Annotated in this window: 12 protein-coding genes; 5 read left to right on the top strand and 7 right to left on the bottom strand. The window is 63.5% G+C overall.

From position 1 onward, the window contains the following. Positions 1-44 precede the first annotated feature (44 nt). The 4 genes from AC5STB_RS13090 to AC5STB_RS13075 all read right to left on the bottom strand — a co-directional run bounded on the left by AC5STB_RS13090 (position 45) and on the right by AC5STB_RS13075 (position 4,113). Positions 45-902 carry a DMT family transporter gene (locus AC5STB_RS13090; protein WP_495443253.1) on the bottom strand — a complete coding sequence of 286 codons (858 nt, stop codon included), beginning with the start codon at positions 900-902 and terminating at the stop codon, positions 45-47. 272 nt (positions 903-1,174) lie between these two features. Beyond that, complete coding sequence (gene groL / locus AC5STB_RS13085; RefSeq protein WP_027258121.1) at positions 1,175-2,827, bottom strand: chaperonin GroEL; 1,653 nt, start codon at positions 2,825-2,827, stop codon at positions 1,175-1,177. A gap of 75 nt (positions 2,828-2,902) precedes the next feature. Next, positions 2,903-3,190: a co-chaperone GroES gene (locus AC5STB_RS13080; RefSeq protein ID WP_495443252.1), complete on the bottom strand. Its 288-nt coding sequence runs from the start codon at positions 3,188-3,190 to the stop codon at positions 2,903-2,905. A 254-nt stretch (positions 3,191-3,444) separates the two neighbouring features. After that, positions 3,445-4,113 (bottom strand): DUF2161 domain-containing phosphodiesterase, encoded by a 669-nt coding sequence (locus AC5STB_RS13075; protein WP_495443251.1) that lies wholly within the window; start codon positions 4,111-4,113, stop codon positions 3,445-3,447. A gap of 149 nt (positions 4,114-4,262) precedes the next feature. Between AC5STB_RS13075 and AC5STB_RS13070 the strand changes: the two genes are divergently transcribed. The 3 genes from AC5STB_RS13070 (at position 4,263) to AC5STB_RS13060 (ending at position 7,333) form a co-directional block, all read left to right on the top strand. Beyond that, positions 4,263-5,246, top strand: coding sequence for a TraB/GumN family protein (locus tag AC5STB_RS13070; RefSeq protein WP_495443250.1), 984 nt, complete (start codon positions 4,263-4,265; stop codon positions 5,244-5,246). 44 nt (positions 5,247-5,290) lie between these two features. Further along, positions 5,291-6,271 (top strand): TraB/GumN family protein, encoded by a 981-nt coding sequence (locus tag AC5STB_RS13065; RefSeq protein WP_495443249.1) that lies wholly within the window; start codon positions 5,291-5,293, stop codon positions 6,269-6,271. A 141-nt stretch (positions 6,272-6,412) separates the two neighbouring features. After that, positions 6,413-7,333 carry a manganese-dependent inorganic pyrophosphatase gene (locus tag AC5STB_RS13060; RefSeq protein WP_495443248.1) on the top strand — a complete coding sequence of 307 codons (921 nt, stop codon included), beginning with the start codon at positions 6,413-6,415 and terminating at the stop codon, positions 7,331-7,333. A gap of 92 nt (positions 7,334-7,425) precedes the next feature. Here the strand turns inward: AC5STB_RS13060 and AC5STB_RS13055 are convergent, their stop codons facing one another. After that, positions 7,426-8,094, bottom strand: coding sequence for a hypothetical protein (locus AC5STB_RS13055; protein ID WP_495443247.1), 669 nt, complete (start codon positions 8,092-8,094; stop codon positions 7,426-7,428). A 146-nt stretch (positions 8,095-8,240) separates the two neighbouring features. Further along, positions 8,241-10,133 (bottom strand): methyl-accepting chemotaxis protein, encoded by a 1,893-nt coding sequence (locus AC5STB_RS13050; RefSeq protein ID WP_495443246.1) that lies wholly within the window; start codon positions 10,131-10,133, stop codon positions 8,241-8,243. Positions 10,134-10,350: 217 nt separating this feature from the next. On the opposite strand from AC5STB_RS13050, the gene AC5STB_RS13045 reads away from it, so the two are divergent. Both AC5STB_RS13045 and AC5STB_RS13040 read left to right on the top strand, forming a co-directional pair. Then, positions 10,351-11,226, top strand: coding sequence for a TIGR01459 family HAD-type hydrolase (locus tag AC5STB_RS13045; RefSeq protein WP_495444602.1), 876 nt, complete (start codon positions 10,351-10,353; stop codon positions 11,224-11,226). 214 nt (positions 11,227-11,440) lie between these two features. After that, the gene (locus AC5STB_RS13040; protein WP_495443245.1) at positions 11,441-11,884 is read left to right on the top strand and encodes a MaoC family dehydratase; all 444 of its coding nucleotides are present in this window, start codon (positions 11,441-11,443) and stop codon (positions 11,882-11,884) included. 450 nt (positions 11,885-12,334) lie between these two features. Here the strand turns inward: AC5STB_RS13040 and AC5STB_RS13035 are convergent, their stop codons facing one another. Then, positions 12,335-12,955, bottom strand: a complete 621-nt coding sequence (locus AC5STB_RS13035; protein ID WP_424978603.1) for a hypothetical protein — start codon at positions 12,953-12,955, stop codon at positions 12,335-12,337. Between the last annotated feature and the right edge of the window lie 70 nt (positions 12,956-13,025).

Here is a 13,025-nt window from a genome sequence, read left to right as displayed (position 1 = left end):
CGGACCAGATAAGCGCAAGCGGCGGCGCAGGGAAGCCCCTGCGGTTACTTGGCCGGCTGCGCCTTGCGCGCGGGCGCCCGCCGCACCACCAGCGCGATGCCGCCCAGCACCGCGGCGCTGCCAAAGACCAGCCGCAACCCGATGCTCTCGCCCAGCACTGCCGCACCGGCAAGGATCGCAATCACCGGCACGCTCAGCTGCACGGTGGCAGCCACTGCAGGCAGGATCTGCGGCAGCAGCCGGTACCACAGCGCATACCCCATGCCAGAGGTCACGGCGCCTGACAGCACAGCCAGCACCGCCCCATAGGCGCTGACCGTGCTGCCGCCCAGCCACAGGGCAACCGGCAGGAACATCGCCGTGGACCACAGGAAATTCACCGCCGTCGCCGCCAGCGGCTGCGCAGCCCCCCGGCCCAGAATACTGTAGATGCCCCAGCCCAGCCCCGCCGCCGCCATCAGCAGAGACGCGCCCAAGGGCGCGGTGCCTGAGCCGTCCGGCCAGACCACATAGGCCAGCCCCAGAAAGGCCAGCACCGCCCCCGCCAGTTGGCCCGCGCTGACCGCATTGCCCCGCACCGCGCCCCACAGGAACATTGCGACTTGCACCACGCCGAACAGAACCAGCGCGCCAAGCCCGGCATCAAGCTGCTGATAGGCCAGCGAAAACCCAGCGATATACAGCGTCAGCGCCGCCCCGCCCTGCAGGCTCGCGACCAGATCCTGACGCACCGCCAGCCCCTGCATCCGGCACAGAACCACCAGCATGGCAGCCCCCGAGGCCAGCCGCAGCAGGCCAAAGCTGCCCGCATCCATATGCCCGGCCCCGATGGCCAGCCGGCTGAGAATGGAATTCGCGGCAAAGGCCGTCATGGTGAGGGAGACGAGAAGAAACAGGCGCATGGGCTTTGGCTAGCCTGCCCGGCGTCGCAGGGCCAGTGAAATCGCTGCGGCTCCTGCAGGGAGGCGCCTCACCCTTTCACCTTCGTACAAATACTCGCGCCGCAGGCAGGCCCGCAACGCGGGCCTTCTGCACCTGCCAAAACAAAAAGGGGCCGCCCGGAGGCAGCCCCAAATCTTGCAGTCATCAGCAGCGGGCGTCCGGCAGATTGGCCCGGGTACTTAACCTGTGGCCAATCGCCTGTCGCCCATCACAAATCCCAAGGGATTTGTGATTACATCATGCCGCCCATGCCGCCCATGCCGCCCATGTCGGGCATGCCGCCGCCGGCAGCTGCGCCTTCTTTGGCGGGCTTGTCGGCAACCATAGCTTCGGTGGTGATCAGCAGACCGGCAACCGATGCTGCGTCTTCCAGAGCGGTACGCGCCACTTTGGCCGGGTCGATCACACCGAAGGCGAACATGTCGCCGTATTCTTCGGTCTGAGCGTTGAAGCCAAAGTTCTTGTCGGAGCTTTCGCGGACCTTGCCGGCAACCACGGCACCGTCAACACCGGCGTTTTCGGCGATCTGGCGCAGCGGCGCTTCGATGGCTTTGCGCACGATCACGATACCGGCGTTCTGGTCGGCGTTGGCGCCTTCCAGGCCTTCCAGCGCCTTGCCGGCCTGAACCAGAGCAACACCGCCGCCGACGATCACGCCTTCCTGCACAGCTGCGCGGGTCGCGTTCAGCGCGTCATCCACACGGTCCTTGCGCTCTTTCACTTCCACTTCGGTCATGCCGCCGACGCGGATCACGGCAACACCGCCTGCCAGTTTGGCAACGCGTTCCTGCAGCTTCTCACGGTCGTAGTCGGAAGTGGTTTCTTCGATCTGAGCGCGGATCTGGCCAACACGGGCTTCGATCTCCGCTTTTTCGCCTGCACCGTCGACGATGGTGGTTTCGTCTTTGGTGATTTCGATCTTCTTGGCGGTGCCCAGCATGTCCATGGTCACGGACTCGAGCTTCATGCCCAGATCTTCGGAGATCACCTGGCCGCCGGTCAGGATCGCGATGTCCTGCAGCATGGCCTTGCGGCGGTCGCCGAAGCCCGGCGCCTTGACAGCAGCGATTTTCAGGCCGCCGCGCAGTTTGTTGACAACCAGGGTCGCCAGCGCTTCGCCTTCAACGTCTTCCGCAATGATCAGCAGCGGCTTCTGCGACTGGATCACCTGCTCCAGCAGCGGCACCATGGCCTGCAGCGAGGACAGTTTCTTCTCGTGCAGCAGGATCATGCAGTCTTCGAGTTCTGCAATCATCTTGTCGGCGTTGGTGACGAAATAGGGCGACAGGTAGCCGCGGTCGAACTGCATGCCTTCGACAACAGTGGTCTCGGTTTCCAGACCCTTGTTTTCCTCGACGGTGATCACGCCTTCGTTGCCGACTTTCTGCATCGCGTCAGCAATCTGCTGGCCGATTTCAGCTTCGCCGTTGGCGGAGATGGTGCCGACCTGTGCGACTTCTGCGGAGTCTTTGACTTCGCGGGCCATCTCTTTGATGCCTTCAACAACCTTGGAGGTCGCCAGATCGATGCCGCGCTTCAGGTCCATCGGGTTCAGACCGGCAGCAACCTGCTTCAGGCCTTCTTTGACGATGGCTTGGGCCAGAACGGTGGCGGTGGTGGTGCCGTCGCCGGCTTCGTCGTTGGTGCGGGAAGCAACTTCCTTCACCATCTGGGCGCCCATGTTCTCGAACTTGTCTTCCAGTTCGATCTCTTTGGCAACCGACACACCGTCTTTGGTGATGCGCGGCGCGCCAAAGGATTTGTCCAGAACCACGTTGCGGCCTTTCGGGCCCAGGGTCACTTTCACGGCGTCGGCCAGAATGTTGACGCCTTTCAGCATGCGGTTGCGGGCATCGGTGTCGAATTTGACGTCCTTAGCAGCCATTTTTCACTCTCCTAGAGAAATTCTGTGTGTATCAGCGATCAGGGATCAGAGCAGACTTGGGAAAATCCCGGGGTCTTACTCGATGACGCCCATGATGTCGCTTTCCTTCATCATCAGCAGCTCTTCACCGTCGACGGTGATCTCGGTGCCGGACCATTTGCCGAACATGATGCGGTCGCCAGCGGACACGGCCATCTCGATCAGCTCGCCGCTGTCCTTGCGGGCGCCTGCGCCGCATGCAACCACAACGCCTTCGCTCGGCTTTTCCTTGGCGGAATCGGGGATGATCAGGCCGCCCGCGGTTTTTTCTTCGCTTTCGGTGCGGCGCACCAGCACACGGTCATGAAGCGGTTTCAATGCCATCTTTGCAGCTCCTTAAAAAGGCTCAAAGGTTGTTATAAGGTGGACCTCCGCCTCCCCGGCGGGGCCGTTATCACTCAACAGGGCTGAGTGCTAACGAGGGGAAGCTAGGCATCGACCCGGGCGGTGTCAACAGCTGCAAGCAAGAAAAATTGCAGGAAATCTTGCGGCCCCGGCCGCAGCAGGGGAAAGATCCGTAACGTGCTGTTTTTAATAATTAAATGCCAAAAACAGCGCTCCCGCCAGCCGCGCGGCGGCTAGGTTTCCCAGCTCTCGGCCCAATGCACCAGCCCTGCACGGCCCGCATCAGTCAGCTGGTAGATGCCGGTCTCCACCCGCTCGAACCAGCCATAGTAGTTGCTGGCCATCAGCCGCGTGGCCCGCGCCACGCCGGTTGCGCGGGCGACCTCTGCCCCCTTGCAGGCACCCGCCCCGGCCAGATGCGCGGCGCAGGCCAGCGCGTCCTGGCGGTAGGCGGTGACGATGCCATGCCGCGTGGCACCGCCTGCATTGGGATCACCGCGCAAAGTTTGGAATTCGCGCAGCAGCCGCGCCTGTTTCTTCTTCGACTTGCGCGGGGCATAGGGGCCGGGATCGCAATGGACCTCTGCCCGGCCGTCCGCAAGCACCGTGATCAGCCCCAGCCCCAGCCGCCGGCACATCGCCAGATTGTCCTTCATCATCCGCCGCGCCTGCCGCCCCTTGGGCCGCGGCACCGCGATGTAGACATGATCGGTGATGGCCAGCCGCGCGATGGCCTGATGAAACAGCGACAGCGAAAATTTCAGCTTCAGCTCGACTATCACCGGCGGCTCCGCACCGCGGACAGCCACCACATCGGCGGCCCCCACCTCGCCCTTGACGGCATAGCCCTGGGCCTCCAGCAGCGCCTTCACCGGCGCATAAAGCTGATCCTCGCGTTCCATGCGCCATGACTGGCAGGAAGCGCCGCCAATGGCAATCCGCCGCCGGGTTTTCCGGGCCGGTCCAGGGTTTTGCATTGCCGCCCCCCCTGCCCCGCCCTAGGGTCATAGGCCCAGGCCATCGTTCCGGAACCCCGGGGAAAGGGCACCTGATGAAATCCATTGCACTGGCCCTGGCGCTGATGCTGCAGGCCTCCGCCGGTTTTGCCGCCTGCCGCGGCATCGACTACCGCGCCTATCTGCCGCCGGCCACTCAGGAGCGGCTCGCCCGCGAGATGGCCGCCACCCCGTTTTCCGAGGGCAACCACTGGGTCGCCACCAAGGGCCGCCGCAGCATTCATGTGATCGGCACCATGCATGGCGGCGACGCCCGCATGGCCAAGGTGATGCGCACCCTGCGCCCGGCGCTGGCTGCGGCGCAGGCGATCTATCTGGAGACCTCTGATCAGGACATGCAGCGGCTGGACCAGATGCCGCCCTCACTGGCGCGCAGCTTCCTGTTGCCGCAGGGGCGCGAGCTGCGGCAGCTGCTGCCGCCCGAGGCCTGGGAGCAGTTCGAGCTGACCGCCCGGATCTCCGGCGCCAATCTTGACACCGTGAACCGGATGCAGCCCTGGGCGATCTCGATGTTCCTGGTGCAAAGCGGCTGCCGCCCCTACGGCTTTGGCCTGCGCCGCGGGCTGGACGACAGGATCGCCGATTTTGCCCGCCGCAAGCGGATCCCGCTGGGGGGGCTGGAGACGCCGGAGCAGGCGCTGGCGGCGGTGTCCAGCCTGCCGCTGCGGGATCAGGCCCGGATGCTGCAGCTGGAACTGCAGCTGATCCAGTCCGGCAAACCCGAGGACGCCACCCCGGTAGAAGCCTACTTCGACCAGAACGTCTGGACCTCCTTTGTGCTGGCGCCCTGGATCAGCGCCCAGTACAGCAGCTTCTCCGCGGCTGAGACCGAGCGGCTGTGGGCCCAGTACAACCGCCGCCTGCTGGACCAGCGCAACCTGCGCTGGATGAAAGTGATCCAGGCAGCACAGCAGGAGCGGATCGTGGTGGCCGTGGGTGCCGCGCATTTGCCGGGCAGAAATGGCCTGCTGAATCTGCTGCAGGCCAAGGGCTTCAGCCTGGCCCGCGCGCCGTGGTAGGCTGCGGCAGGTTTCCCGTTCCACCCCTTCAGGACTGATATTTCATGCGCCTTTTTCTGACCGTGTTTTTCCTGCTGCTGCCTGCGTCGCTATGGGCCGCCTGCACCGGCACCGACCTGCGCACCACCCTGACCGGGGCGGAGCGCGCCGGATTTGAGGCGCGCATTGCGGCGGTGCCGTTTTCCGGCGGCAACCACTGGATTGCCCGGCGCGGCAGCCGCACCGTGCATGTGATCGGCACCTTGCATGTGAACGACCCGCGGATGGCGCAGATCACCGCAGGTCTGGCCCCGCTGGTGCAGCAGGCGGACCTTTTGCTGATGGAGGCCAGCCCCGCCGACAAGGCGGACTTCGAGGCAGAACTCGGCCGCACGCCCTCGCTGATGCTGATCACCGAAGGCCCGACCCTGATCGACCGGCTGCCCGCCGCGGAGTGGGAGGCCCTGGCCGCCAAGGTGCGCAGCAACGGCATGCCGCCCTGGGTGGCAGCCAAGATGCGGCCCTGGTTCCTGGCCCTGTCGATGGCCATTCCGCCCTGCCTGCGCCAGGACAAGGACGTCAAGCGGGGCCTGGACCATCGGCTGGGGGAAATCGCCGAAGCCGCGGATGTGCCGATGCAGTCGCTGGAGGACCCGATGACCGTGATCCGGATGATGGACGCCGACCCGCTGGAAGAGCAGGTCCGCCAGCTGCGCGCCTTCACCGCCCTGATGGGCGGCGGCACCGACGGGTTCATCACCACGGTTGAGGCTTACTTCGACCAGCAGGCGCTCTATTCCCTGTTGCTGAGCGAGCGGGATTTCCTGCACAGCGGCGCCCTGACCGAGGCAGAGAGGAAGGCGCTGTGGGCAGAGTCGATGGAAATGCTGATAGACCAGCGCAACCGCGACTGGATCCCGGTGATCGAGGCGGCTGAGGGCGACCGTATCGTGGTCGCCGCCGGCGCGCTGCATCTGCCCGGTGAGACCGGCGTGCTGAACCTGTTGCAGCAAGCGGGCTACACGCTGGAACGCGTCCCATTCTGAGGCCCGCTCTGAACCCTGGTCTGAACCCCGCTCTGAGCACAACGCCGCATTGCAGCATGAGCGGGGTGACAAGCCTGCGCGCCAGCCCTATAAGGCGCGCAAATCCAGCATTCTGACCTTATGCATGAACAGGACAGCCCCATGACCATCCAAGTTTTCGGCCACAAATCCCCCGACACCGACTCCACCGGCTCCCCGATTGTCTGGGCCTGGTACCTGAACGAGGTGAAAGGCGTGGCCGCCGCGCCCAAACTGCTGGGCGAGCCGAACACCGAAGCCGCCTTCATGCTGCAGCGCTGGGGCCTGGAAAAGCCGGAGATCATCGCCGACGTGGCCGATGACGCGGCTGTTGTCATCGTCGACACCAACAACCCGGCAGAACTGCCCGCCAACATCAACGGCGCCGACGTGCAGGCGATCATCGACCACCACAAGCTGGTCGGCGGCCTGGAAACTAAAGGCCCGATCGACATCACCATCCGCCCGCTGGCCTGCACCGCCACCATCATGCACGACCTGATGGGCGACGATGCCGCCAAGATGCCGGAAGCCGTCAAGGGCGCAGCACTGACCTGCATCCTGTCCGACACGCTGGAATTCCGCTCCCCCACCACCACCGCGCACGACAAGGCCGTGGCCGAGAAGCTGGCGGGTGAGCTGGGCATCAATATCTCCGAATATGCCGCCGAGATGTTTGCCGCCAAATCCGACGTCTCCTCCTTCTCCGATGCGGAGCTGATCCGCATGGATTCGAAGGAATACGAAGTCGACGGCACCAAGTTCCGCGTCTCCGTTCTGGAAACCACCGCGCCGGGCGTGGTGCTGGACCGCAAGGCCTCGCTGATGGAGAGCATGACCTCCGTCGCGGCTGAGGACGGCGTCGATCAGGTGCTGCTGTTCGTGGTCGACATCCTGAACGAAGAAGCCACCCTGCTGGTGCCGAACGACCTGGTGAAAACCGTGGCCGCCAAGTCCTTTGGCGCCGACGCCGCGGGCGACACCGTGGTGCTGCCGGGCATCATGTCCCGCAAAAAGCAGATCATTCCGAACCTCAAGGTCTGATCGCAGCCGCCTGGCAAAACGGGCCAGTTTAACAGATCAAAGGCGCCCCTCGCGGGGCGCCTTCTTCGTTGCGGTTGCTCTTTGGCGCGCGCCTAGTCCAACCCGAACACCGTCATCCATTCTCTGCCCGCCGGGCGGAAACCGGCGTAATCGGCCAGCATCCGCGCCACCGCCGGCATATGCGCAGCACCATAGATAATGGCGATGGACTGCGCTTCATTCCGGTCCAGCACGCCTGCTAGCGTTTCGCACAGACGCGTGTCGCGCTGATGCAGCAGCACGCCGCGCAGCAGGGCTGCTTCGGTATCCCAGGACAGGCTGCTTTCACGGGTCGTGAGGTCATCCACATTGCGGCCGCGCGACAGGCCTTCCCGGGTGGCGAAACAGCGCCGGCGCAGCCCGATCCATGGCGCGCAGGCAAAATAGAACGCACGGTGCGCAAGCGGCAGCGTTTTCCAGGCGGCCTCGAACTCCGCTTGTGTGACATCAGCGTGGATACGTTCTGCCCGGCCCATTCCGGTCGGCGCCTTGGGCTGTGTCACCAGCCCCAGGCGGTTGCCGTGCAGCCAGCGGTAAGAGCTGGTCAGATACTGCACGACCGGCGACTTCACGCCCTCGAACAAGAGGACGTCGTGGTCCAGCGCGTCGCGGTAGACCGCATCATAGAACCCGGATTCGCCGATATGCAGCATCGGGAACAGGGTCACTTGTGCCGGGTGCGCCGGGCTTTTGAAAACATGGCGGGCGGACCTCAGCCCCATGAAAGACCGTTCTATGAATTGCATCAAGCGCCTGAAAAAATTGAAACTCAGGGCCCAGGCTACACCAGAGGCTGTAAATGCGGAAGGCCCGGCGCCCTTATAGACGCCGGGTCCTTTCAGATGCCGGGTCATTCCAGCGGCTGGGCTCAGGCGGAGCGGGCGGCCGGGCCTTCTTCGTCTGCGGTCCAGCTTTCGCCTGCATCGTTGAAGTCTTCCCAGCGGTCCTCTTCCAGAGATGCGGTCATGGCTGCTGCGTACTCCGCCTCAGCATCCGGCTGCGCCTCCGGTGCCTGCGTCAGCTGTTCTGCCGGAACGGACGGCTGGCCGCTGTCCAGCAGCACGAACTGGCCGACCAGGCTGTTCAGCTGCACCGTCTCGGCGCTCATCGCGCGGATCGAAGAACCGGTTTCCTCCACCATCGAGGCGTTCTGCTGGGTGACCGCATCCAGCTGTGACACGCCGATGTTGATTTCGTTCAGCCCCTGCGCCTGCTCTGCCGACTGGCGGGTGATGCCGGCCACCAGTTCGGTGATCGCCGCCACCTGGCTGACCACTTCCGCCAGCGCCTTGCCCGCGCCGTCGACCTTATCCACCCCGTCCTGCACATGCGCCGAGCTGGCGCTGATCAGCCCCTTGATCTCCATCGCCGCATCCGAGGAGCGCTGCGCCAGCGCCCGCACCTCGGAGGCCACCACCGCAAAACCGCGGCCCACTTCGCCTGCGCGCGCGGCCTCGACCCCGGCGTTGAGCGCCAGCAGGTTGGTCTGGAAAGCAATGTCGTCGATCACCCCGATGATCTGGCTGATCTGGTTTGAGGAGCTTTCGATCTCGTTCATTGCGGCAACCGCGCCCTGGACCACCTGGCCGCTGCGCTCCACATCGGCGCGGGCGGCCTCTACGGTGCCCTGCACCTCCTGGGCATTCCGGGCCGAGGAATTGACGCTGGCGGTCATCTGCTCCAGCGCGGCGGCGGTTTGCTCCAGCGTTGCGGCCTGGCTTTCGGTGCGCTGCGACAGATCCTCTGCCGCGCTGCGGATGCCGTCAGCCTGTTTGTTCAGCCGTCCGCCGGCCTGCACCACCAGAGACAAAAGCTCATTCAGCTTGTCGACGGTTTCATTGTAGTTGACGCGCAGCGGATCGTAGTCAGCAGAAAACTGCTCGGATATCTGATCGCTGAAATCCCCTGCCGCCAGCCGCTGCAGCGCCTTGCGCAGCCGCTCGATCACAGCCTCGCCCTCCTGGCGCAGCGTGTTCTGTTCCTCCAGCGCCTTCACCACCCGGCCCGAGACCGCATCAATATCCTTGGCGATTTCGCCAAAATCATCGGCCCGCATCCGGTCGGCAACCTTGAGGCTGAAATCGCCCTCCGCAACCTCGCGCAGGGCGGCCCGCATCCGCTCGATCGGCCGGATGATGGTCAGCGTCGTCTTGCGGGAGTTGCGGGCCATGATGATCGACGCCACCACCGAAATGCCCAGCACCAGATAGAGCAGGTTCATATCCTTCTGGCGCGCCGTTGCCGCGGTTTCCTCTGCTGACGCCTTGATCGCCTTGCCAAGTTTGTACAGCTGGCCGGAAATGTTTGCGGAATAGGACTGGAAGGCCGGCAGCGCATCGGCACCGTCCCGGGTATCCGTGAAGGCCAGCGCCGCAACCTCCGCGCCTGTGCTGTTGAAGCCGTCGACCAGGGGCAGCAGCGAAGATACCATGCCGCGGATATGATCCGGCAGCTCCAGCGCGTACAGCGCATCCATCTCAGCGCGGAACTTCTGCCCCTCCTCTTCGACCACGGCCAGAATCTCCGCCTTGCGGTCCTCAGCCCCGTCCTGGCCCAGCACCACCGCCGAAACCACGGCCGCGCTGATGTGGCTGTGGGCGATGTCGGCGGTCAGCTCATGCCGGACGGCCTGGGTCACCTTGATCTGGCGTTCCAGGTTCAGCTCGCTTTGCCACAAGCTGAACAGCGAGACCATGGCCAGGATAACCACCGATGACATTGCGATGATACCGGACAGCTGCAGCCGGCGTTTCAAGGACATTGTGCGGAACAGTTTAGACTTTCGGAACATAGCGAATACACCACTGGGTTGTTTTGCTACAGCCAAGATCACCCAGGTTAATTATTTTGAAATCCGCATCCCCCGTGCGCACGTTTTTACGGTGGCTGAACGAAGCGCCGCCCGCCCCGGCCGCTGGCCTTATGCCGCCGTCTCTGCCATAGCTAAGCGGAACCGCATGAGACCCGAAGGCCTGCCCATGACCCAGATCGTCACATCCCTCTCCGGAATTTCCAGCCGTTACAAGGCGCTGTTCGTCGACCTGTGGGGCTGCGTGCACAATGGCATCACCGCCTTTCCCGAAGCCGTCGCGGCGCTGCAGGCCTACCGGGCGCAGGGCGGGATCGTGGTGCTGGTGACCAATTCGCCGAAACCGCGCGCCGGGGTGGCGGCGCAGCTGGGGCAGTTCAATGTCCCGGCGGATGCCTATGACACCATCGCCACCTCCGGCGATTCGGCCCGGGCGGCGATGTTCACCGGCGCAGTCGGCAACAAGGTCTATTTCATGGGCGAGTGGGAGCGCGACGCGGGGTTCTTTGAGCCCTTGCACGTGATCCATGACCCGGTGGAGATCACCCGGGTGCCGCTGAAGGAGGCCGAGGGCATCGTCTGCTGCGGCCCGTTCGACACCATGGCGGACCCGGAGGTGAACCGGCCCGATTTTCTTTATGCCAAGCAGATGGGCCTGAAGCTGCTGTGCGCCAACCCCGACATCGTGGTGGACCGCGGCGAGACGCGGGAATGGTGCGCGGGCGCGCTTGCGCGGCTTTACACGGAGATGGGCGGCGAGAGCCTGTATTTCGGCAAGCCGCATCCGCCGATCTATGATCTGGCCCGCCGCCGCCTGATCGAGCTGGGCCATGATTTCGCCGATGCGGATATCCTGGCGATCGGCGACGGCCCGCACACGGACATTGCCGGTGCCATGGGCGAGGGCATCGATTCCCTGTTCATCACCGGCGGGCTTGCGGCCAGAGAGACAAAAACATCGGTCCAGCCGGATCCGGAAGCGCTGCAGGCCTATCTGGCGCAGGAACAGTCCGCCCCCAACTATGCCATTGGTTTCCTGCGGTAAATCCGGCAGCCCTCAGCCCCGCCTGACGACCTGGCCTTGGACCCCTGCCCGTACCGGGCGGGGGTTTCTTATGTCAGAAATGTCTTGATTTTCTGCAGTTGCAAAGTAATAAAGTTGCGCAAGCGGCCATTCCGGCGCGCAAAAGTTACAACGCCAAACGGTCAAACCGCAGGATCAAGGCCAGATGACCGGCACCGGGCGAACGGAGGATAAGATGTTGGACAACATGCCGCGCGGGACCATCTGCATCGAGGACATCGAGATGGGCATGGTGCGTTACCTGCGCAAAACCATCACCGATGAGGATATCGAGAAGTTTGCCCAGGTGTCGACCGACCGCAACCCGGTGCATCTGGATGACGATTACGCCCAGGACACCATTTTCGAGGGCCGGATCGCCCATGGGATGCTGACCGCCGGGCTGATCTCAGCCGTGATCGGTGAGCAGCTGCCGGGCCATGGCACCATCTACATGAGCCAGTCACTGAAGTTCCTGGCGCCGGTGCGCCCGGGTGATCTGGTGCTGGCAGAGGTCGAGGTGACCGACATCGTGATCGACAAGCGCCGGGTCAAGCTGGACTGCCGCTGCATTGTCAACGGCAAGAAGGTTCTGGTGGGCGAAGCCATGGTGATGGCGCCGTCGCGCAAGTTCGACTGAATTTTCTGCACGCAGCCGTTTCAGCCGCCGGGGGCCTTTGCCCTTGGCGGTTTTCTCTTGCCGTGTCTGTTGTTTTGGTCTTTCCGTTCGGTTCTGCGCTGAAGCCCAATTAAGGGGGCGGCGCCGCCGGGGTGGAGGTGGACAGACCCCGCCGGGGGCCTGCTCGGACAGGATATCCTGGACGACCCCCTTTTTATCAGGGCCGGTCTCCGGGTGTTGCCCATTCAGCCGCACAGATGCCTGGGCCTCGTATCATGGCCCCGCGCGCGGGAACCATGGCTGGGGGATCGCGATCATTTGGGAGTATGGCAAAGAGCCATGAGGATCGCGTGAAGGCACCGTACGGTGGGTGCGCAACACCTGCCGGCTCAGATCGCTTTCACACCGATTACACAGCCAATCCGTCCTATCCAAGGCGCTATCTCAAAGGAGCAAAACAGTTCCGCCCGCTCATTCCGCCGTCAAACAGAAAGAGTTTTCTTGGCAGATATCTGTGTCTAATCCGAAGACGCTGATCATCGTGTTGTTGATGGCATGAGGGCCGCCCTTGCCACTTGCAGCCATCGTGAAGATAACCCACTCGCGACGGCCGTTTGAATCTTCGACAAATGAATAGGAATGAGCCTGGCTGACAGGTGGCAGCAAGCTTAAGTCAATTACGCTGCCAAGTGACAGACCATCATCAATTGGCTTTCCGATGCCGGACCATACTTTGGACGCCTGCTGGAAAACCTTGTCGCCAAACGGCACGGTTTCCTGAACGCATTCTTTGACAAGCTGATTTGGTTCCTGTTCGGCAGCAAGGAGAAGCAATTTCGGTGCGGGACCTCTGGCAAGATCAGTTGGAACAAACTTATGCGGCCCGTCCATGATACGAAATTCCGGGCGAATCCGGATAGCTTCTTTGAGGAAGCCCTTGAGACGTTCCGCGTTCAACTGCGGGTACTGCGAGCACACAACAATGTTTCCGACCCTGAAACCGCTCAAATCAAACCGTGCAGTCAGCTCTGCGCGGGGCGATGTGGCCATCGCCGCCCACATCGCCAAGGCAGTCAGAACTTTCAATCGCACAATGTCGCTCCTTGGAATTGGTATCCGCATTGAAAATCTCTCTTCTTCTAGACCATTCCACCGAACTCGC

This window comes from Leisingera sp. CC-HEC093, assembly GCF_059429195.1.
The sequence above is the reverse complement of the archived record's forward strand: the minus strand, read 5'-3'. Positions and strand labels throughout refer to the sequence as shown.

Excerpts from the sequence above, each read along its gene's own strand:
- AC5STB_RS13045 (WP_495444602.1), top strand. The coding sequence starts at position 10,351 with ATGACCCAGATCGTCACATCCCTCTCCGGAATTTCCAGCCGTTACAAG.
- groL (WP_027258121.1), bottom strand. The coding sequence starts at position 2,827 with ATGGCTGCTAAGGACGTCAAATTCGACACCGATGCCCGCAACCGCATG.
- AC5STB_RS13040 (WP_495443245.1), top strand. The coding sequence starts at position 11,441 with ATGTTGGACAACATGCCGCGCGGGACCATCTGCATCGAGGACATCGAG.
- AC5STB_RS13060 (WP_495443248.1), top strand. The coding sequence starts at position 6,413 with ATGACCATCCAAGTTTTCGGCCACAAATCCCCCGACACCGACTCCACC.
- AC5STB_RS13070 (WP_495443250.1), top strand. The coding sequence starts at position 4,263 with ATGAAATCCATTGCACTGGCCCTGGCGCTGATGCTGCAGGCCTCCGCC.
- AC5STB_RS13050 (WP_495443246.1), bottom strand. The coding sequence starts at position 10,133 with ATGTCCTTGAAACGCCGGCTGCAGCTGTCCGGTATCATCGCAATGTCA.
- AC5STB_RS13065 (WP_495443249.1), top strand. The coding sequence starts at position 5,291 with ATGCGCCTTTTTCTGACCGTGTTTTTCCTGCTGCTGCCTGCGTCGCTA.
- AC5STB_RS13055 (WP_495443247.1), bottom strand. The coding sequence starts at position 8,094 with ATGGGGCTGAGGTCCGCCCGCCATGTTTTCAAAAGCCCGGCGCACCCG.
- AC5STB_RS13075 (WP_495443251.1), bottom strand. The coding sequence starts at position 4,113 with ATGGAACGCGAGGATCAGCTTTATGCGCCGGTGAAGGCGCTGCTGGAG.
- AC5STB_RS13080 (WP_495443252.1), bottom strand. The coding sequence starts at position 3,190 with ATGGCATTGAAACCGCTTCATGACCGTGTGCTGGTGCGCCGCACCGAA.
- AC5STB_RS13090 (WP_495443253.1), bottom strand. The coding sequence starts at position 902 with ATGCGCCTGTTTCTTCTCGTCTCCCTCACCATGACGGCCTTTGCCGCG.